Annotated in this window: 21 protein-coding genes; 10 read left to right on the top strand and 11 right to left on the bottom strand. The window is 69.3% G+C overall.

The window, feature by feature from the left end:
* The first annotated feature begins 45 nt into the window (after positions 1–45).
* Both ACLBKU_RS13115 and ACLBKU_RS13110 read left to right on the top strand, forming a co-directional pair.
* On the top strand, positions 46–669 hold the full coding sequence (locus ACLBKU_RS13115) for a hypothetical protein (RefSeq protein WP_410180000.1): 624 nt from the start codon (positions 46–48) through the stop codon (positions 667–669).
* A gap of 132 nt (positions 670–801) precedes the next feature.
* Positions 802–1,509 (top strand): RBBP9/YdeN family alpha/beta hydrolase, encoded by a 708-nt coding sequence (locus tag ACLBKU_RS13110; protein ID WP_410179999.1) that lies wholly within the window; start codon positions 802–804, stop codon positions 1,507–1,509.
* A gap of 22 nt (positions 1,510–1,531) precedes the next feature.
* On the opposite strand, the gene ACLBKU_RS13105 is transcribed toward ACLBKU_RS13110, so the two are convergent.
* The 5 genes from ACLBKU_RS13105 to secB all read right to left on the bottom strand — a co-directional run bounded on the left by ACLBKU_RS13105 (position 1,532) and on the right by secB (position 6,030).
* Positions 1,532–1,909, bottom strand: coding sequence for an energy transducer TonB (locus ACLBKU_RS13105; RefSeq protein ID WP_410179998.1), 378 nt, complete (start codon positions 1,907–1,909; stop codon positions 1,532–1,534).
* A 106-nt stretch (positions 1,910–2,015) separates the two neighbouring features.
* Positions 2,016–2,681 carry a DUF4136 domain-containing protein gene (locus ACLBKU_RS13100; RefSeq protein WP_410179997.1) on the bottom strand — a complete coding sequence of 222 codons (666 nt, stop codon included), beginning with the start codon at positions 2,679–2,681 and terminating at the stop codon, positions 2,016–2,018.
* Between the two features lie 133 nt (positions 2,682–2,814).
* Entirely contained in the window at positions 2,815–3,834 is a 1,020-nt protein-coding gene (gene trpS, locus ACLBKU_RS13095; RefSeq protein WP_410179996.1) for a tryptophan--tRNA ligase, read from the bottom strand.
* A 1-nt stretch (position 3,835) separates the two neighbouring features.
* Positions 3,836–5,455: a murein biosynthesis integral membrane protein MurJ gene (murJ, locus tag ACLBKU_RS13090; RefSeq protein ID WP_410179995.1), complete on the bottom strand. Its 1,620-nt coding sequence runs from the start codon at positions 5,453–5,455 to the stop codon at positions 3,836–3,838.
* A 29-nt stretch (positions 5,456–5,484) separates the two neighbouring features.
* Entirely contained in the window at positions 5,485–6,030 is a 546-nt protein-coding gene (gene secB, locus ACLBKU_RS13085) for a protein-export chaperone SecB (RefSeq protein ID WP_410179994.1), read from the bottom strand.
* 292 nt (positions 6,031–6,322) lie between these two features.
* Between secB and ACLBKU_RS13080 the strand changes: the two genes are divergently transcribed.
* The 5 genes from ACLBKU_RS13080 (at position 6,323) to ACLBKU_RS13060 (ending at position 9,512) form a co-directional block, all read left to right on the top strand.
* Positions 6,323–6,949, top strand: a complete 627-nt coding sequence (locus ACLBKU_RS13080) for a Tim44/TimA family putative adaptor protein (protein ID WP_410180182.1) — start codon at positions 6,323–6,325, stop codon at positions 6,947–6,949.
* Between the two features lie 35 nt (positions 6,950–6,984).
* On the top strand, positions 6,985–8,160 hold the full coding sequence (locus tag ACLBKU_RS13075; protein ID WP_410179993.1) for a murein transglycosylase A: 1,176 nt from the start codon (positions 6,985–6,987) through the stop codon (positions 8,158–8,160).
* The gene (locus ACLBKU_RS13070) at positions 8,157–8,735 is read left to right on the top strand and encodes a Smr/MutS family protein (RefSeq protein ID WP_410179992.1); all 579 of its coding nucleotides are present in this window, start codon (positions 8,157–8,159) and stop codon (positions 8,733–8,735) included. Before ACLBKU_RS13075 ends, ACLBKU_RS13070 begins: the two co-directional genes overlap by 4 nt.
* Before the next feature lie 208 nt (positions 8,736–8,943).
* Positions 8,944–9,213, top strand: coding sequence for a GlsB/YeaQ/YmgE family stress response membrane protein (locus ACLBKU_RS13065; protein ID WP_410179991.1), 270 nt, complete (start codon positions 8,944–8,946; stop codon positions 9,211–9,213).
* Positions 9,214–9,215: 2 nt separating this feature from the next.
* Entirely contained in the window at positions 9,216–9,512 is a 297-nt protein-coding gene (locus ACLBKU_RS13060) for a hypothetical protein (protein ID WP_410179990.1), read from the top strand.
* A 125-nt stretch (positions 9,513–9,637) separates the two neighbouring features.
* On the opposite strand, the gene ACLBKU_RS13055 is transcribed toward ACLBKU_RS13060, so the two are convergent.
* The gene (locus ACLBKU_RS13055; RefSeq protein WP_410179989.1) at positions 9,638–10,108 is read right to left on the bottom strand and encodes a sigma-70 family RNA polymerase sigma factor; all 471 of its coding nucleotides are present in this window, start codon (positions 10,106–10,108) and stop codon (positions 9,638–9,640) included.
* Between the two features lie 272 nt (positions 10,109–10,380).
* Here ACLBKU_RS13055 and ACLBKU_RS13050 point away from each other — a divergent pair, with 272 nt between their 5' ends.
* Positions 10,381–11,025, top strand: coding sequence for a DUF4142 domain-containing protein (locus ACLBKU_RS13050; protein ID WP_410179988.1), 645 nt, complete (start codon positions 10,381–10,383; stop codon positions 11,023–11,025).
* Between the two features lie 65 nt (positions 11,026–11,090).
* On the opposite strand, the gene ACLBKU_RS13045 is transcribed toward ACLBKU_RS13050, so the two are convergent.
* The 3 genes from ACLBKU_RS13045 to ACLBKU_RS13035 form a co-directional block, all read right to left on the bottom strand.
* A complete protein-coding gene (locus ACLBKU_RS13045) occupies positions 11,091–12,500 on the bottom strand; it encodes a trehalose-6-phosphate synthase (protein WP_410179987.1) in 1,410 nt (469 codons plus the stop codon).
* Positions 12,501–12,600: 100 nt separating this feature from the next.
* Complete coding sequence (gene otsB / locus ACLBKU_RS13040) at positions 12,601–13,335, bottom strand: trehalose-phosphatase (protein ID WP_410179986.1); 735 nt, start codon at positions 13,333–13,335, stop codon at positions 12,601–12,603.
* Entirely contained in the window at positions 13,332–14,603 is a 1,272-nt protein-coding gene (locus tag ACLBKU_RS13035) for a cation:proton antiporter (RefSeq protein ID WP_410179985.1), read from the bottom strand. The genes otsB and ACLBKU_RS13035 overlap by 4 nt, the downstream gene beginning before the upstream one ends.
* Before the next feature lie 158 nt (positions 14,604–14,761).
* Here ACLBKU_RS13035 and ACLBKU_RS13030 point away from each other — a divergent pair, with 158 nt between their 5' ends.
* The gene (locus tag ACLBKU_RS13030) at positions 14,762–15,292 is read left to right on the top strand and encodes a hemerythrin domain-containing protein (protein WP_410179984.1); all 531 of its coding nucleotides are present in this window, start codon (positions 14,762–14,764) and stop codon (positions 15,290–15,292) included.
* Positions 15,293–15,695: 403 nt separating this feature from the next.
* Here ACLBKU_RS13030 and ACLBKU_RS13025 read toward each other — a convergent pair whose 3' ends face one another.
* Positions 15,696–16,547, bottom strand: a complete 852-nt coding sequence (locus ACLBKU_RS13025) for a hypothetical protein (protein WP_410179983.1) — start codon at positions 16,545–16,547, stop codon at positions 15,696–15,698.
* Between the two features lie 415 nt (positions 16,548–16,962).
* On the opposite strand from ACLBKU_RS13025, the gene ACLBKU_RS13020 reads away from it, so the two are divergent.
* Positions 16,963–17,715 carry a Crp/Fnr family transcriptional regulator gene (locus tag ACLBKU_RS13020; protein WP_410179982.1) on the top strand — a complete coding sequence of 251 codons (753 nt, stop codon included), beginning with the start codon at positions 16,963–16,965 and terminating at the stop codon, positions 17,713–17,715.
* Positions 17,716–17,832: 117 nt separating this feature from the next.
* Here the strand turns inward: ACLBKU_RS13020 and ACLBKU_RS13015 are convergent, their stop codons facing one another.
* Positions 17,833–18,210 (bottom strand): response regulator, encoded by a 378-nt coding sequence (locus ACLBKU_RS13015; protein WP_410179981.1) that lies wholly within the window; start codon positions 18,208–18,210, stop codon positions 17,833–17,835.
* Between the last annotated feature and the right edge of the window lies 1 nt (position 18,211).

Raw genomic sequence — 18,211 nt, 5'->3', positions numbered from 1 at the left:
CGGCAGTCCAATGGGTTAGCTTCCATTCGCTGGAGGGGCCCGCCGATGCTGATGCGACTGATCTTTGCCGCTGTTGTCTCACTGCTGCTCGGCGGGTGTCAGGGGTGGATGGCCGAGACGCGGCTGATTCCGGTTTCCGAGCGCGATCCCATTGGCCTCGACGGCACCTATGTCGCTGACGGGCAGGTTGCAGACGGACAGAAGGTGACGATTGCCTCGGGGCCCTACGGTTTTGTGGTCAGCACCAGCAAGAAGAGCGACCCGCCGAGACAAGAGTTCGCGTTTGATTTCCTGCGCGAGGAAACGAACAGGCTCCATTCGGACCCGGAGCCTGCGATTGAGGAAGGCGAGATCCCGCCTGCGCCTGATCGGACCTACCTGATGGAGTCGCCGATCGCCAGTGATAAGGGCATCACCGGCTACCAATACAGCCTTGTCCGCATTTCCCGTAGTCCCGACGGCACCGAGGCCACCCTCTCGCTGTTTCCGGTACGATGCCCGGGCGCAACCCAAGCATTTGCTCTGCGGCGCGAAGGCGACTGGTGCGTTTTCGACGATTACCATCGCTTGCGCGCTGCGGCCTTCGACGCTCTTGCCTGGTATGACGAGGCGAGGATGTCAGTTGAGGTCAGCAAGATCGACCTGACGCGGAAGCGCACGCGGAGATAGCTCCACTCGCAACTCGCCGCAAAATTCACGGCATTCCCCGCCAGGCTCTTGTCAATCGAATTGGTTGAGTTATGTGGAGTCCCGTCGGACCATACACATGGACGGTCATCAACGCCCATCTTGGAGCAGGACATGGCCCATCATCTCGAACTCGACAGGACCCGGCTCGCCGAGGATCCGCTGATTCTTCTCGTCCCCGGCCTCAACAATAGCGGGGAGCAGCACTGGCAGACCCGCTGGGAGCGGCAGTTGCCCGATTGCGAGCGGGTGGACCTCGGCATGTGGGACGATCCGCATCGCAACACCTGGGTCAACAAGATCAACCTTGCGGTGCACCGCGCACGCCGGCCGGTGATCCTCGTCGCGCACTCGCTCGGCTGCCATGCGGTCTCGTGGTGGGCGGAGTACGAGCAGCCCGGCTACGGCAACCCGGTGGTGGGCGCGCTGCTGGTCGCGCCGCCCGATGTCGAGCGCGAGAACGTCGACGAGCGGCTCGCCCGCTTCGCCCCGACACCGCGCCGCGCGCTGCCCTTCCCGACCTTCCTCGCGGCGAGCGAGAACGACCAATACTGCTCGCTGCGCACCGCGCGATCGCTCGCCAGCGACTGGGGCGCGACATTCGCCTATGCGGGCTCGATCGGGCACATCAACGCGGAGTCGGGGATCGAGGACTGGGCGTTCGGCCAGCTGCTCCTTGCCCAGTTGCTGCGCGAGCATCGCAACCGCCACGGCGTCGGCCGCGAGGGCGAGACCGCCACCCGCCGCCGCGCCGCCGCGCGCTACACGCGCCTCCCCTGGGTGCAGAGCGCCGAGCGCGCGGAGCAGGGCGCCGATCTGTGACGGTCGCAGGGGGCGGGCGGGCCTAACTCCCTCCCGCCCTCACATCGGTCTCGGGCACCTTCCAGTGGACGCTGGTTTCGTAGCGTCCCCGCACCGCCCGTCCCCGACTGCCGCGCGCAGGCGTGAAGCGCGCGGCAATGGTCATGAGCCGGCAGCTGTCCTCGTCGAGCCTCGGCTTTCCGCTGCTTGCGACGATGGTGCAGCCCGTCACCCGGCCCTCGGGAGAGATGGTGAGGGCGACCCGCACCGAGCCCTCGTCGTAGCACCCCTGCTCGTGGTAGCAGAGCCGGGGCTTCCATTGCCACGTCTCGGGCGCGAGCGGCACCGGATCGCTCTGTGCGAACGCCGTGACAGGCGCGGCGAGCCAGAACCCGGCGAGAACGAGGGCGATGCGCTTCACGCGCCGGAGAATAGGCGGGAAACGGGCAACAAAAAAGGCGGCGCGATCCCCTGCGCCGCCTCTCTTTGTTCCCGTCCAAGGGTCTCTTGGCGCCCGCCTTACACCATCAATCGGCGGGGCGCACGGTCTTTTCGTCGTCGCGGATGGTAATGCGCACGGTTTCGCCCGAATTGCCGGGGAAATTGGTGAACAGTGCGTCCACGAGGTTCGGCACGAGGCGCGGCAGGCGGTTCGAGCGCGACACGGCCTCGGCCTTGCCCTCGAACAGGCGCTGGCCGTCGGCGCGGCGGTCGATCTTCACGTCGACGCCGCTGGTGTAGACGGTGTAGCTGCGCACGTCGGGGCCGCCGAAGAAGGGATCGTTGAAGCCGAAGCCCCAGCCGCCGCCCCAGCCACCCCAGCCGCCCCAGCGGCCCCAGGGGCCGAAGCCGGCGGCGCCGTTGAAGTCGGTGCGCACCCGCTCGCGCCCGCCATCGACGCGGTAGTCGAAGCGCACCAGCATGTCGGCGCTCTCGGGCGAGGCGGCGCGGGTGTAGCCGAGCTGGGTCAGTTCGGCGGCGACGGCGTTGGCATAGGTCGCGAATTCGAGCCCGCCGGCGAGCTTGGGGTCCTCCGCCACGACCGCGAAGGTCTGGCCCTGCGGCGCGGGCAGCGGCACGGCGAAACGCGAGACATCCGCCTTGAAGGGCGTCGCGCAGGCCGACAGGCCGAGCGCGGCGGCAACGGGAAGGACGAGGGTGAAGGTTCGGATCGAAGGCATGGAACGGAGCATGGCACAACCTCTGGATGGAGACCATTGCAATGACAGCAACGGCGCTTACCCGCGATATCCTATTACACGCCCATGAACGCTATTTGAATATTGCCGCCGAAGCGGCCCGGTTCGTCGCGGACGAAGCGCTGGCTCAATGCCGCACCAGTCCGAGCGCGCGGTAGGCGGCATTTAGCGTCGGCGTCCCGCGCTCGCGCGCCTTGGCCGCCCCGCGCGCGAGGATCGCGTCGAGCGCCTCGGTATCGTCCTTCAGCGCCACGAATCGGTCGCGGATCGGGCCGAGCTTGTCCACCAGCAGCTCGGCGAGCGCGGGCTTGAAGGCGCCGAAGCCCTGCCCGCCATACTGCCCGAGCACCGCCCCGACCGACTGGCCCGCGAGCGCGGCGTAGATGCCGACGAGGTTCTTCGCCTCGGGCCGTCCCTCGAGTCCCGCTTCCTCGGAGGGCAGCGGCTCGGGGTCGGTCTTCGCCTTCCTGATCTTCTGCGCCATCGTGTCGGCATCGTCGGAAAGGTTGATGCGGCTCATGTCGCTAGGGTCCGACTTCGACATCTTCGCCGCGCCGTCGCGCAGGGACATGATCCGTGCGGCCTCCGCCGGGATGATCGGCTCGGGCAGGGTGAAGACCGGCGCCTCCTCCGAGGCGAAGTCGTTGTTGAACTTCTGCGCGATGTCGCGGGCGAGCTCGAGGTGCTGCTTCTGGTCCTCGCCCACGGGCACGTGGGTCGCCTGGTAGAGCAGCACGTCGGCGGCCTGGAGCACCGGGTAGGTGAACAGCGCCACGGACTGCCCCTCGCGGTTCTTGCCCGCCTTGTCCTTCCACTGGGTCATGCGGTTCAGCCAGCCCATGCGGGCCGTGCCGTTGAGGAGCCACTGGAGCTCGGGGTGCTGCGGGACCTGCGCCTGGTTGAACAGGATCGCCTTGTCGGGATCGAGCCCGCAGGCGACCAGCGTCGCCACCAGCTCGAGGGTCGAGGACCTGAGCTCCGCCGGATCGTGCGGCATCGAGATCGCGTGCAGGTCGGCGATGAAGATCAGGCACTCGCCGCCCACCGCTTGCGCATCGTCCTGGAGCTTCACGTAATTGCGGATCGCGCCAAGGTAATTGCCGAGGTGCGGCTTGCCGGTCGGCTGGATGCCGGAAACCACGCGCATATTATTCGACCTCCAGAATCTCGTCATCGGCCTTGGTGCGGGCCGGGCGCCTGCGCCGTAGCTGGGCGAGCAGGCTCTTGTCGAGCGCGCCAATCGCGAAGGCGGCGCCGAAGAACACCGCGCCCCCGGCGATGACCAGCACCAGCAGCGACCAGATCCGGGCGAACCACGGCCCGCCGTAGTGGTCGGCGAGCAGCGGCATCAGCACCCACAACACCCCGGTCATCACCGCGGTGGCGAGGAGCTGGCGGGCGATCTTCCCGGCGAGCGCGCCAGTGAATCGGAACCACCCGCGGCGATGGAGGATCGCGTAGAGCAGCAGGCAGTTGAGGCTCGCCGAGGCCGCCGTCGCGCCCGCGAGGCCGACGATGCCGTAGCGCTCGACGACGTAGAGGTTGACCGCGATGTTGAAGATCAGCGAGGCGAGCGCGGTCCAGACCGGAGTGCGGGTGTCCTCGCGGGCGAAAAAGCCGGGGTTCAGCACCTTGACGATCACGTAGGCGGGCAGCCCCGCGACGAGCGCGACGACGATGTTCGCCATGATCGCGCCGTCCGCAGGCGTGAACTTGCCGCCCACGAAGAAGGCCGTGCAGAAGGCCGGCGCACACACCGCGAGCGCGGCGGCGGCGGGGAGGGTGAGCAGGGTCGCGATCTCGAAGGCGTTCGCCTGCAAGCGCTGCGCCTCCTCCTTCTCGCCGGTGTGGATGTGGCGGCTCAGCATCGGCAGGATCGCCGTGCCGAGCGCGATCCCGACGATCCCGAGCGGCATCTGGTTGAGCCGGTCGGCGAGCTTCAGCAGCGTCAGCGAACCCTGCGGGAGCGAGGTCGCGAAGAAGGTGTCGACGAGCTGGCTGATCTGGTAGATGCCCGCCCCGAAGGTCGCCGGCAGGATCAGCATCCCGAGCTTCCTCACCTCGGGGGTGAGGCGCGGGACGCTCACCTTGAGGCGCACGCCCGCGCGGCGGGTCTCCCACGCCATGTAGACGAGCTGCGCGACCCCCGAGAGCGACACCGCCGCGGCGAGCGCATGGACCACCACCACGTCGTCGCCGCTGTCGCCGCGCAGGAAATGCCCCGTCAGGATTCCCGAGATGAGGCAGATGTTGAGGAGGATCGGCGCCGCCGCTCCCGGCCCGAAGCGCGAACGCGCGTTGAGCAGGCCCGAGAGCATCGCGACGAGGCTGACCAGCCCGAGATAGGGAAAGGTCACGCGGCTGAGGAACACCGAAAGCTCGAACTTGCCCGGAACCTCGGCGTATTCGCGGGCGAGCAGCCACACGATCCCCGGCATCGCGACCATGCACAGCGCGGTGAAGCCGAGCAGCACCCAGACGAACACCCCGAGCACGTCGTTGGCGAAGCGCTCCGCCGCCGCCTCGCTCCCCGGCGCGCCGTCATTGCCGTGGAGCGCGCGGCTGTAGAGCGGCACGAAGGCGACGCTGAAGGCGCCTTCGGCGAACAGGCGGCGGAAGGTGTTGGGGAGGGTGAAGGCGAGCTGGAAGGCGTCCGCTGCCAGCCCCGCCCCGAGCACGCGGGCGAGCATGATGTCGCGCGCGAAGCCGAACACCCGGCTCACCGCAGTCAGCCCGCCGATCGTCCCGACGTTCTTGAGAAGGCTCATGGCCTCGCCCCGCCCCCGGGCGCTTCAGCTCAGGCGTTGCCCGTGACCGGCTTGATCGGCTCGCCCCCGGCGGCCTCCTCGGCACGGCGCGCGGCGAGCTGCTGGGCGTAGATGCCGTTGAAGTCGACCGGATCGACCATCAGCGGCGGGAAGCCCGCGTCGCGCACCGCGTCGGCGACGACCCGGCGGGCGAAGGGGAACAGCAGGCGCGGCGCCTCGGCATAGAGGAAGGCGTGGGCCTGTTCCTCGGGCACGTGACGCATCCCGACGAGGCCGCAATAGGCGAGGTCGACCATGTAGATCGTGCCGCGCTGCGAGGTCGCGGTGAGGGTCAGCTTGAGCGTCACCTCGTGCACGTCGTTGCCGATCGGCTCGGCGCCGATGTTGAACTGCACGTCGATCTGCGGCGGCTCGGGCCACTGGTAGACATCGGGCGCGCTCGGGTTCTCGACCGAGAGGTCCTTCACATACTGGGTGATGATCCCGACCGCCGGGAGCGTGTCCGCACCGTTGGGCTTGGGCCCCTCTTCGCTGCCCAGATCGAGGTTGGTGAGGACGCCTTCTTCTTCGGCCATGATCGTCGCGGTCTTTCAAAGAGTGTAAAAGGTGGTGCGCCGCGCGCATTCGGCTGCGCCCGGCGCGTCGCGAGGGGCCGCCTAGCAGGGGCGGACAGGCGCCGCAATGGCATGGGCGCGCGGCGCTTCGCCGGATTTGCCCCGCGCGGCAACCTATCGGGCGTTGGCGAATTGTAATGAAGCCCTATTTAAGGCAGTGTGTTGTTCCCTTGGATGGCGCGGCGCTCCCCCCTGCGAGCGCGCCGTGATCGATGATCGGATTGTTGCAGTGCTCGAAATCGTTCTCCTCGCCATGGTGGCCGCGTTCCTCGGCCTGCGCCTCTACTCGGTGCTCGGACGCCGCGCGGAGCAGGAGGAGGAGCCAGCGGTGCAGCGCTTCGATTCGGACGAGAAGCCCGCGATCCGTCCCGCCGCCGTCCCGGCCCCTGTGGCACCGCCGCGCCCTGCCGAGCTCGACGGGGTGATGCCCGCGGTGGAGCGCGCCCTGCGCGAGATCGCCGCGGCCGATCCGAAGTTCAACCTCGCCCAGTTCCTCGACGGCGCGAAGGGCGCCTACCGGATGATCCTCGAGGCGTTCTGGCGCGGCGACCGCGAGACCCTGCGCGAGCTGTGCGACGATGACGTCTACGCCGGCTTCATCGCCGCGATCGACGCGCGCGAGGCGGCGGGCGAGACGATGGACAACACCCTCATTCGCATCGAGGAGGTGCGCCTCCACTCGGCCCTGCTCGACGGGCGGATGGCGCGCATCGCGCTGCTGTTCGTCGCCGACATTGCCGCCGTGACCCGCGACAAGGATGGTAACGTCATCGCCGGCTCGCTCGACGATGCGATCGAGAGCCGCGACGTCTGGACCTTCTCGCGCAACGTCTCGGCGCGCGATCCCAACTGGCTGCTCGACGAGACCGACGAAGGCTGATTCACTCGGCCGGTCTGGCCTTCGGGGGATCGTCGATGCGCGTGTTTGTTGCCTTTGCGATGCTGCTGGCCCTCGCCGGCTGCGGCAGATCGGTTCCGCCGCCTGCCGTGACCGCCCCGGTGGCGCCTGCCGCCGCCAATGCCGTGCTCGCCGGAGTGGCGCTCGGCCCCTCGCTCGCCGCGCTTGCCGTTGCCGACCCCGACGCGCGCGCGGCGCTGGCGAGCTTCGTCGAATCCTGCCCGCGGCTCCTCGCCCGCGAGGATGCGAGCGGGCTCACCCGGCGCGAGGACTGGCAGCCCGCCTGCACCGCCGCAAGGGGCTGGGAGCCGGCCCGCGCGCGCGCCTTCTTCGCCGAGCAGTTCACCCCGGTGCGGATCGGCGACGGCAAGGCCTTCGCGACCGGCTATTTCGAGCCCGAGATCGCCGGCAGCCGCACCCGGCGCCCGGGCTTCGAGGTGCCGGTCTATGCCATGCCCACCGACCTCGTGCGCGGCTGGCCCGAGGATGTCGCGCCCTCCGAGCGCACCGGGCGGCCGCCGCTCGGGCGCTACGACGAACAGGGCCGCTTCGTGCTCTACCACGACCGCGCGGCGATCGAGGACGGGGCGCTCGCGGGCAAGGCGCAGGTGATCGCCTGGGCGGCGGACCCGGTCGAGTTCTTCTTCCTCCAGATCCAGGGCTCGGGCCGCCTTTTGACGCCGGAGGGCGAGGTGATCCGCATCGGCTATGCCGGTCAGAACGGGCGCGAATATGTCGGCATCGGCGGCGTGATGCGCGAGCGCGGATTGCTGGGGAGCGGGCCGGGGCAGTATTCGGGCTCGATGCAGGGGATCATGGCCTATATCCGCGAGCACCCCGCGGAAGGCCGCGCGCTGATGCGCGAGAACAAGAGCTGGATCTTCTTCCAGGAGCTGAAGGGCGACGGGCCTTTGGGCGCGCTCGGGGTGCCGGTGCGGCGCGAGAGCTCGGTGGCGGCGGACCCCGCCTTCGTGCCGCTCGGCGCACCGGTGTGGCTCGATCTCGACCGGCGCGAGGCCTCGGGGCTGTGGATCGCGCAGGACACCGGCGGGGCGATCAAGGGCGCGAACCGCTTCGACACCTTCTGGGGCGCGGGCGAGGACGCGCGCCGCATCGCCGGCGGGATGAGCGGGCGGGGGCAGGCCTATGTCCTCCTGCCGCAGGTGGCAGCCGAGCGGCTTGCGCGGCGATGAGGCCGCCGCGGGGGCTCACCACCGGGGAACAGGCGGCCTGGGCGCACCTCGCCGCGAGCGTGAATCCGCTGCCGGGCAAGACGCGGCCCGTTCCTCCGGCGTTGCAAAAGCCGCCCGCTCCCAAGAACCCGCCAAGCCCCTTCGATCCCTCGGCGAAGGCTGCGAAAACCCCGCCGAGGCCCCGTCCACCCCTGCCTAAGACCCCCACGGTCGCCCCTGCTCGCGCGCCCGATGCGGGCCTCGATTCCCACTGGGACCGCCGGGTCAAGGCCGGGCGGCTGGAGCCGGACCTGACGCTCGACCTCCACGGTCACACGCTCGACACCGCCTACGAGAGGGTGATGAGCGCGCTCGACCAGGCGCGGGCGATGGGCGCGCGGGTGGTGCTGGTGGTGGCGGGCCGCGAGCGCCCGGTCGACCCCGCAGACCGCATGGCGCGCCGGGGAGCGATCCGCGCCAAGCTCCTCGACTGGCTCGCCGCGAGCCGCCACGCCGACGCGATCGCCGCGGTGCGCCGCGCCCACATCCGCCACGGCGGCGAGGGCGCGCTCTACCTCGTCCTCAAGCGGCGCTAGACCCCGTCCAGACCCCTCTCAGACCCCGGCAGACCCCCCGCAGACCCCCGCCCCTTGCGTGTTTCACGTGAAACACGCGCTCCGGCGGCCATGCGCGGTTGCATGGTTGTCAACCTAGGTGAGGGCGGATCGCCGCCAGCCTGTCACCCCTGAACGCGTCGATCGTGGCCGCCCGGAGGCCGCGGTCTTCCCGCCAAGGAGAACAGCAATGAACCTCATCCTGATCATCATCATCGGCGGCATCCTCGGCTGGCTCGCCAGCAAAGTGATGCGCACCGACGCCCAGCAGGGCATCTTCCTCAACATCGTGGTCGGCGTCGTGGGCGCGCTCATCGCCGGCTTCCTGATCAACCCGCTGATCGGCGGCGGCACGATCACCCAGGGCGATTTCTCGATCAGCGCGCTGATCGTCTCGTTCCTCGGCGCGCTGGTGCTGCTGGCGATCGTCAACCTGTTCCGTCGCGGCGCGGTGCGCTGAGAATGAGGAAGCACCTCATCCTCGCCGTGATGGCGACCGCGACCCTCGGCCTTGCCGCGTGCAACTCCGCGCAGGACCAGGCCGAGGACAAGGCCGAGAACCAGGCCGAAGCCGTGCGGGAGCAGGGCGAGGCCAAGGCCGATGCGATGGAGGACAAGGCCGACAGCCTCGACCCGACCGTCGACGGCGTGGACTCCAATGCCGAGCAGGCGATGGAGGACAAGGCCGATGCCGTCCGCGAACAGGCCGACCGCAAGGCCGAGCAGATCGAGGACAAGGCCGAGGCCACGCCGCAGTAGTCCTGCCGCAATCCAGGGGGCGCATCCAAGCGAGGCACATCCGCTGTGCCCCCTGCATACGGGCCCGCCTCTCTCCGCGAGAGGCGGGCCCGTTCATGTCTGCGTGCCGCGGGCGGCGCGAGCGGTCAGCAGACCGCGTCGGCGCCGTCGATGATCGCGCGGATCGCGGCGCGCCCGCGATTGATGCGGCTCTTGACCGTGCCGAGCTTGCAGTCGGCGGCGAGCGCCGCCTCCTCGTAGGTCATGCCCGCGCCCGCAATCATCAGCAGCATCTCGCGCTGGCCGCGCGGCAGCTGGCTCAAGGCGCCCTCGATGTCCTCGAGGTGAATGCGCGCCTCCTGCTCGGGCTCCTGCACCAGCAGGCGCTCGGCCGCCTCGGGCTCCCAGGTGACGGTGCGGCCCTGCTTGCGCACCGCGTTGTAGAACTGGTTGCGCAGGATCGTGAACAGCCAGGGGCGGAAGTTGCTGCCGGGCAGGAAGGTGTGGCGCGACGACCAGGCGCGCACCATCGTCTCCTGCACCAGGTCCTCGGCCATGTCGGCCTGGCGGCACAGCGACCGCGCAAAGCTGCGCAGCGCCGGCAGCGAGGCGGTCATCTCCTCCGAGAAACCGGGAAGAGCGCGCTCGCAAGTATCGCTCGGGACTGCCATGAGTTTCGTACCTTTTCCATTACGTTCCTCCCGTCTCCCTTGTCGGCGAGCACCCCCGGGGGTTCCTTAAACTCGGCAAGGATTCGCCCGTCCGGGCCCTCACGACCTGCGTGAAGTGGGTCAGTGGCCTATGTGAGTTCGCCCGCCTGACCCCTGCCTAGAATGCGCCCTTTCCCCCGCAGGAGCGGGACGCTGAGTGGAAAGGATGACCAATGCGAGTGGCACTACTGATCGGCGCGAGCCTTCTGGCGACCGCCTGCGGCGGCCAGCAGGCCGAGGCCGAGCGCGCGGATGAAGGCACCGCGATCGCCCAGCCCGATGCCGGCGCCGACGCGGGCGGGGCCTTCGCCGCCCAGGCGCCGAGCGCGCAGGACTTCGCCCAGCGGCAGGCGGTCTCCGACATGTTCGAGATCGAGAGCTCGAAGATCGCGCTCAAGAAGGTGAAGTCGGGCCCCACGCGCGACTTCGCCGAGATGATGATCGCCGATCACACCAAGTCCTCGGCCGATCTCAGGAAGGCGATCGCGGACTCCGGCAAGAGCCTCGATCTTCCCGCGAAGGTCGACGCGACGCGGCAGTCGCAGCTCGAGATCCTGAACCGCCTCAACGGGCGGGAGTTCGAGCAGGAATACCTCAACCTGCAGATGGCCGGGCACCGCGAGACGCTCGACCTGCTCAAGTCCTATGCCGGGAGCGGCGACACGGCCGAGCTGCGCCAGTTCGCCCAGGCGACGATCCCGGCGGTGCAGAAGCACCACGACTGGCTCGAAACCAACGCGCCCGGCACCTCGCCGATGCGGGCGACGCCGGAGGCGACTGGCGGTCGGCCCGGCGCGGCGGGGAGCGACGCGCCCGCGCCATAGGCGGGCGAACACCCTCCCGTCGCAGGACCCCGCGCGAGTTCTCCCCTCGCGCGGGGTTCTTGCCATCAGGAGGAGGCGACGAGGCGCGGCACGGGTTTGCCGGCCGGTTCCTGCTCCAGCGCCGCGAGGAAGCCCTGCGCCCACCAGCGCGCGTCGTGCCGGGTGACGCTCTCGAGCAGCGCCTTGTGCCGCTCCTGCCGCTCGGCGAGCGGCATGGCGAGCGCGCGGGCGATGCCCTCGGCGACCTCCTCGGCGGAGTGCGGGTTGACGATCACCGCCTGTTCGAGCTGGGCGGCGGCGCCCGCGAAGCAAGAGAGCACCAGCACTCCCGGGTCGGCGGGGTCCTGTGCTGCGACGAATTCCTTCGCCACGAGCGCCATGCCGTCGCGCAGGGGCGTGACGAGGCCGACCCGCGCGGCGCGGTAGATGCCGAACAGCTCGTCGCGTGAAAAGCCGCGGTGGACGGTGCGCAGCGGCGTCCAGTCGAGCGCGGCGAAAGCGCCGTTGATCCGCCCGGCCTGCGCATCGAGCGCGGCGCGGATCTGCGAATGGCCGAGCCCGTCGCCGCGCGGGGGCGGGACGATCTGGAGCAAGTCGATCTTCTCGCGCAGCTCCGGGTGCCTGGCGAGCAGCAACTCGTAGGCGGCGAAGCGCTCGGCGAGCCCCTTGGAATGATCGAGCCGGTCGACCCCGAGAATCAGCGCGCGGCCCAGCGCCGCGACCGCCAGCCGCGTCTCGGCCTGCTTCGCCGCGAGGCTGTGCACCGCGCCCGCGAAGTCGGCGGTGTCGAGCCCCATCGGGCAGACGATCAGCCGCGTGCGGCGCTCGCCCAGAACCAGCTCCTCGCCGTCCGCCGCCGCGCCGAGCTGGCCGCACGCATAGTCGCGGAAGGCCTCGCGCCACTCGGCCGACTGGAAGCCGATCACGTCGTAGGCGAGCATCGCCGATGTCAGCTCGCGGTGTTCGGGGAGCGACATGAGCAGGCTTGCCGGTGGCCAGGGGGTGTGGAGGAAGAAGCCGATGCGGTTGCCGAAACCCTGTTCGCGCAGGTGTCCCCCGAGCGGGATCAGGTGGTAGTCGTGCACCCAGATCATGTCCCCGGGTTCGATCAGCGGGGCGAGCGTCTCGGCGAAACGCCAGTTGACCCGCGCATAGCCGCCGGCGAAGTCGCGGGCGATCTCGGCGAGGTCGGGCCGGAAGTGGAGCAGCGGCCAGAGGGTGCGGTTGGCGAAGCCGTCGTGATATTCGGCGACGTCCTGAGCCTCGAGGTCGATTGTCGCGCGGGCGATCCCGTCCTCGCGGCGGAAAGTGATCTGGCCGGTGAAGGCCTCGGTCTCTCCGCCCGACCAGCCGAACCACAAGCCGTTGCCCTCGCGCAGCGCGGCAGCGAGCGCGACCGAGAGGCCGCCGCGACTGGCATGGTCGTCGTCGGTCTCGGTCTGGACGCGGTTCGATACGGCAATGAGACGGGGCATGGGGCGCGGATCCGGATGGCTGCGGCGGCACGGGATTCGTCCGCCCTTCGAGCTTCGCCCGGCCCTTGCGCTGGAGTGGGGAAACAAAAAACCGCCTATGTCATGAACGCTGCGGCACCGCCGCGATCAGTTCGCGGATGCGCGCCAGCACCGCTGCGGGCGAGGCGAGCACCGTGTCGGCATGGCCGGCGATCCGCTCCCCGACCGCGATCCCGCTGCCCCCGAAGCTGCGCGCGGCAGCGATCGCCGGTATGTCGGCGAGGTCGTCGCCGATGTAGACCGGGCGGCTCCCGGCGAAGGGCGAGAGCCGCATGACCGCGCGCACCGCGTCGCCCTTGTCGGCTCCGGGCAGGCGCAATTCGTAGACCATGTCGCCGGGCTGGACGACGAGGTTGTGCTCGGCCGCGCGAGCCTCGGCCCAGACCCGCAGTGCCTCCTCCTGCCCCGGAGCGAGCCGGTAGTGGAGGCCGAGGCCGAAGCTCTTCAGTTCGATGACGACGCCGCTCGCCGGGGGAAAGCGCGCCTGGGTGTCGTGGATCAACTGCGCGAAGATGTCCTGCGGCGGGGGCGCATGGCGGCGCCCGTCATGGCGCAGCTCCATCCCGTAGCTGGCAGCGACCGTCAGCGGCCATACGCAGCGGCCCCAGATCGCGTCCAGCTGGTCGAGCGAGCGCCCGCTGATCATCGCCAGCCGACCCTCGAGGCGCGCCATCGCCTCGACCATCAGCGCGCGCAGCCTATCGGTCACCACAACGGCATCGGGCGTGCGGGCGGTGGGGACGAGGGTCCCGTCGAAATCGAGCAGCAGCGCGAGCGGCGGATCGGCAGCGGTCATCGGACGGGCTCCGGCTCCGGCCCGGGTGCGGAGGTGTGGCGATCCTCGTTTTCCGCCTCGTCGGCGCGGATCCGGGACAGGACGGCCCCCGCGGTGAGGCCGTGCACCGCCGCCGACATGGCGATGGTGACCAGCACCACCATCCACAGCTCGCCGACATGCGGCATCGCGGCGACGCTCCCGGCGGCGAAGGCGAGGTAGTAGATGCTGCCGATCCCGCGCACACCGAAGGCAGCCGTCACCCACCGCTCGCGCGGGTCGAGGTTGGTGCCGGCGAGCGACAGCCAGCCGAACAGCGGGCGCACCACGAACACCAGCACGGCGGCGATCGCCACGTGCTCCCATGTGACGAGCGCGAGATAGGTGCCGAGCGCCGCCCCCGTCATCAGCAGCAGCACGGCAGTCAGCGCGTGCTCGATCGCGAGGTTGAAGAGGTGCAGGTCGCTGTGGAAGGCGTGCTCTTCCTCGACCCGTCGGAACACGAGCCCGCCGACGAAGCAGGCAATGAAGCCGTAGCCGTGGACGAACTCGGTCGCGCCGTAGCACACCAGCACCCCGGCCAGCGCGAGCACCCCCGATCCGGTTTCGGCGAGCACGTTGTGGCCCGGCCAGCGGAACACCACCTGCCCGAGCAGCCAGCCGCAAGCGGCGCCTACCACCACGCCCGCAAGGATGCGGTAGACGAGGTCGTAGCCTGCCCAGGTCACCGCCTCGCTTGCGGTCAGCCCCGCGATCGCCGCGATGGCAAGGTAGACGAAGGGGAAGGCGAGCCCGTCATTGAGGCCGGCCTCGGCGGTCAGGGCGAAGCGCACCGGGTGCTCGCCGCCCTCGGTGGGCGGGCCGACCTGCACGTCGCCCGCCAGCACCGGGTCGGTCGGCGCGAGCACGGCGCCGAGCAGCAGCGCGCTCGCCAGCGGCCAGCCTGCGGCAAGGCCGACGAGGCACATCGCGCCGATCGTCAGCGGCATCGCGACGAGCAGCAGCCGCCCCGTCGCCCGCCAGCGCGAGAAAGGGCGCACCACGTCGAGCCGCATCCCGGTCGCGAACAGTGCGACGATCACCGCCATCTCGCTGAGGATCTCCCACCACTCGGGGTCGGCGACCGGATCGAACAGCGGCGGCGGGTCGGCGATGGCCAGCGCGACCGCGGCGCCCGCGAGGATCAGCAGCGAGGAGGACGCCGGTTCGCGGCCCGAGACGAAGCGCGGCAGCCAGAAGGCGCAGACGATCGCCAGCCCCGCGAACAGCAGGAATTCGTGGTAGTTCATGTCGGCCCTTCGCGTCCCCCCGACGCGGTGGGACGGGCATGGCAAGCGCCTCTCGGCGCGGCTCTAAAGCCGGTTAGGAACGCAGGAAAAGGCCCCTCCAAGGCCCCTTTCTAGTCTGGCGGAACAGGGAATCGACCGTTCCACCAAGGAGAATTGCCATGTCCTTTCTTGATCGCATCGCCGCCGCCGTCGCCCCGGCCGCTTCCGACGAGCAGCGCATCGAGGCGCGCCGCAAGCTCGAGGAGATCTCCGTCAGCGAACCCTTCGCGCAGGACATCCTCGACCAGCACCGCCAGATCGAGAGCCTGTTCCAGGAGGCGCGCCAGAGCGACGGTGCGGGGGCCGAGGGGATCGTCGAGGAACTCGCGCTGTTGCTCAACGCCCATTCGATGGCCGAGGAAGCGGTGATCTATCCCGAGATCTCGGACCACTCGGGCAAGGCGCATGCCGGGATGGCCTACGAGGAGCACGCCATGACCAAGGTGCAGCTCGCCGCCCTGCAGAAGCTCGCGCCGGGGACGAAGGAATGGCACGAGAAGCTCGACCACATCGAAAGCGCCGTGCAGCAGCACATGTACCAGGAGGAGAGCAGCTGGCTTCCGGACGTGATCCGCTATGCGCCGGTCGAGGAGCGCCAGCGGATGAGCATGGAGTTCCGCGACTACTTCGAGCGGGTTGACCAGGGCTGACGCGCCGCGCCAAGCGGAGGAACCGGCCCGCCCCGGCAGCCCATCGAGGACTGCCGGGGCGGGCTCTCCCATGCCTGGCCGGAGGTGTGCCTCTGCTCCTGCCAGGAAAAGGACCGCCCAAAAAAAAGACCCCCGCCCATCGCTGGGCGGGGGAGTTGTTTTGGGGCAAATGATCAGGCGAAATGGAAACCTAGGCGACCTGATCATCCAATGCCGGAGAGATCGGGAACCCTCGGGCATCGAATCTTCTGCCCGACGCGTTTCGCGCACACTCTAACCTGTGTTGCCTTCTTTTCGGGCCAGGCCGATTTTTTCAGCCTCGCGCAAACAAGGCGCCCCGGACCGCGAGGGTCCGGGGCGCGAGGTGTGCGACGGCGCGCGGGGTGTGCGTCGCCGCAGTGCCTCAGCTCGAGGTCGAGCCCGACTTGCCGCCGGCCTGGCTGCCCGAGGTGCCGCTGGAGCCGGTCGTGCTGCTGCTGCTGCCCGAGGCACCGCCGGTGCCACCCTGGCCCTTCTGCCTGCGCCACTCCTCGAACTTGCTGTTGAACTCGTCCTGCTGGGCCTGACGGAACTCGTGATAGTCGTTGTCGAACTGGTCCATCTGCTTCTGGCGCCACTGGCTGTAGCTGTGATCATGGTGATGGCCCTGGTGACCCTGCCGCTGGCCGTAATCTTGCTGGCCATAGCCTTGCTGGCCATAGTTCTGCTGGCCCTGACCCCAGGCGCTCTGGCCGTGACCCTGGCTGCCCATCAGCGCGTCCTGACCGCCGCGGCCGCTATGGCCGAAACCACCCGCGCCGCCGGCGCTCTGGTGGCTGCTGCCGTAGCCCGCCTGCTGGCCATAGGAGCCCTGTCCGTAGGACGAGGAACCCTGGCTGCCCTGACCGTAGCCGCCCCCCTGACCATAGCTGCCCTGACCATAGTTGCTGCCCTGGCCGTAGCTGCCTTGCCCGTAACTGCCCTGGCTGCCGCCGCCGAAGCTGCTCTGCCCGCCGCCGCCAGCGTTCTCGTAGCCGCCGCCCTGGCCGCCATAGCCGCCGTGGCCGCCCTGGCTGCCGTAGCCCGACGCGCTGCCCGAGCCGCTGCCGTGACTCTGGTCGTACTGGCGCTGCTGGCCCTGGTTGCGCAGGTAGCTGTCATTGTCGCCCTGCTGGCCGAAGCTACGGCCGCCGCTTTCGCCGCCTTGCATCTGGTTGTCGTCGCGCCGTCCGTTCTGTTCCTCGCTCTCGCGGTTGGAAGTGCGATCCTGTGCCATTTCGGTGTCCTTTCCGGTTGTCGCGCCCGGACCTGCAAGCGCGCAGGAACGGGCCCGGGCGAAGCCTCTCACCGGCGCGCGCCGACCCTCCTATCCTGCATTGCCAACGCCGGACGCTCCATCGCCGGGTACGGCCCGTTCATCGCGGCTCCATTTCATCGGATAAATCGAACTGCACATCGTAAAGGGCTGTCGAGCCACGGTGAAATCCAGACACTCCCGACTCGACCCGCGACCCCCTTGCAGTTATGCCGAGCGATATCTGCGACAAGTTGCAGGAACGCAGACAAGACGACTTCGTTGGATTACCGGACGGGCCGAATGTCAATCAACTCGTCGCGTACCATTTGAGTGAGAGAGCAATCGAGTAACAGGGGACAATAGGCGTCCCTGCTACGGAACAAGGAGCACGCAAGTGTCCAACGCCTTTCTGCTGAGACTGATGCACGCTGCCGAACTGAACGAGCAGGAAATCGAAGCCGTCGAGGAACTGTGCCGCCAACCGCGAGAGATCGGCGCCAAGAAGTATCTGTCGCGCGACGGGGACGAGATGGTATCGTTCCCGGTCATCCTGAGCGGATGGGCGGCGCGCTACCAGATCCTTCGCAACGGCGCCCGACAGATCACCCGCCTGCTGCTGCCCGGCGACGCCTTCTATTTCGACTGCTCGCCCGACGGAATCGCGATCGAGGAGGTCATCACCCTCTCGCCGTGCAAGATCGTCAACATCCTGCACTCCGACATGCGCCGCGTGATCGATCGCTTTCCGGCGGTCGGCGAGGCGATGCGCAGCTACGGCTGCATGGAGAACGCGGTGCTGTCCTCGTGGGTGGTCAATGTCGGCCGGCGCGACGCGCTCGAGCGGATGGCGCACCTCATCTGCGAGAGCCACTACCGCCTCGCGATGGTCGACCCGAACATCGGCAACCAGATCTACTTCCCGCTGACCCAGGACGACCTTGCCGACGTGCTCGGGCTCACCCCGGTGCACATCAACCGCAAGCTCCAGCAGCTGCGGCAGGAGGACCTGATCACGCTGCGTTCGAAGCAGCTGACGATTCTCGATCTGCGCACCTTGCAGCAGATCGCCGGGTTCGACAGCTCCTACCTCGCGCCGCGCACCCAGATCGAATACGAGCGCGAGCAGCTCAAGGCCTCCGCGGCCTGACCTCAGCCGCGAGGCGCGAACGAAAGCGGCCGCCCGTCCTGCTAGGACGGGCGGCCGCTTTCGTTCGGGCGGGCGGTGCGGCGCCGACTGAGCGGGCGCGAGCGCGATCGCCCGCTGTCAGGACTGGGCGGCCGCGACCAGTTCGGCGATCCCGGCGACGATCCGGCTGCGGTCGGCGGGCTTGCTGATATAGGGACTCCCCGCGAGGTCCTCGGGCAGCATCCCGGCATCGTACCCGGTCAGGAACAGGAACGGGATCGCGTGGCTGCGCAACGTGCGGGCGAAGTCGAAGGACAGCATTCGCCCGAGGTTGATGTCGATCAGCACCGCATCGATCCGCCCCGCGGCAAGGTGCGCCGCGATGTCGGGCACCGTCGCCGTCACCGACACGACCTCCGCCCCCGCCTCCTCGAGCGTGTCCTTGCTGTCGTGGGCCTGGTAGTAGTCGTCCTCGAGGATGATGATGCGGCGGCCGGCTAGGGGGCGGTGGGGCATG

The sequence above is a fragment of the Erythrobacter sp. NE805 genome (genome assembly GCF_046452355.1).
Taxonomy (GTDB): domain Bacteria; phylum Pseudomonadota; class Alphaproteobacteria; order Sphingomonadales; family Sphingomonadaceae; genus Erythrobacter.
This window is presented reverse-complemented; position numbering and strand designations above follow the sequence as displayed.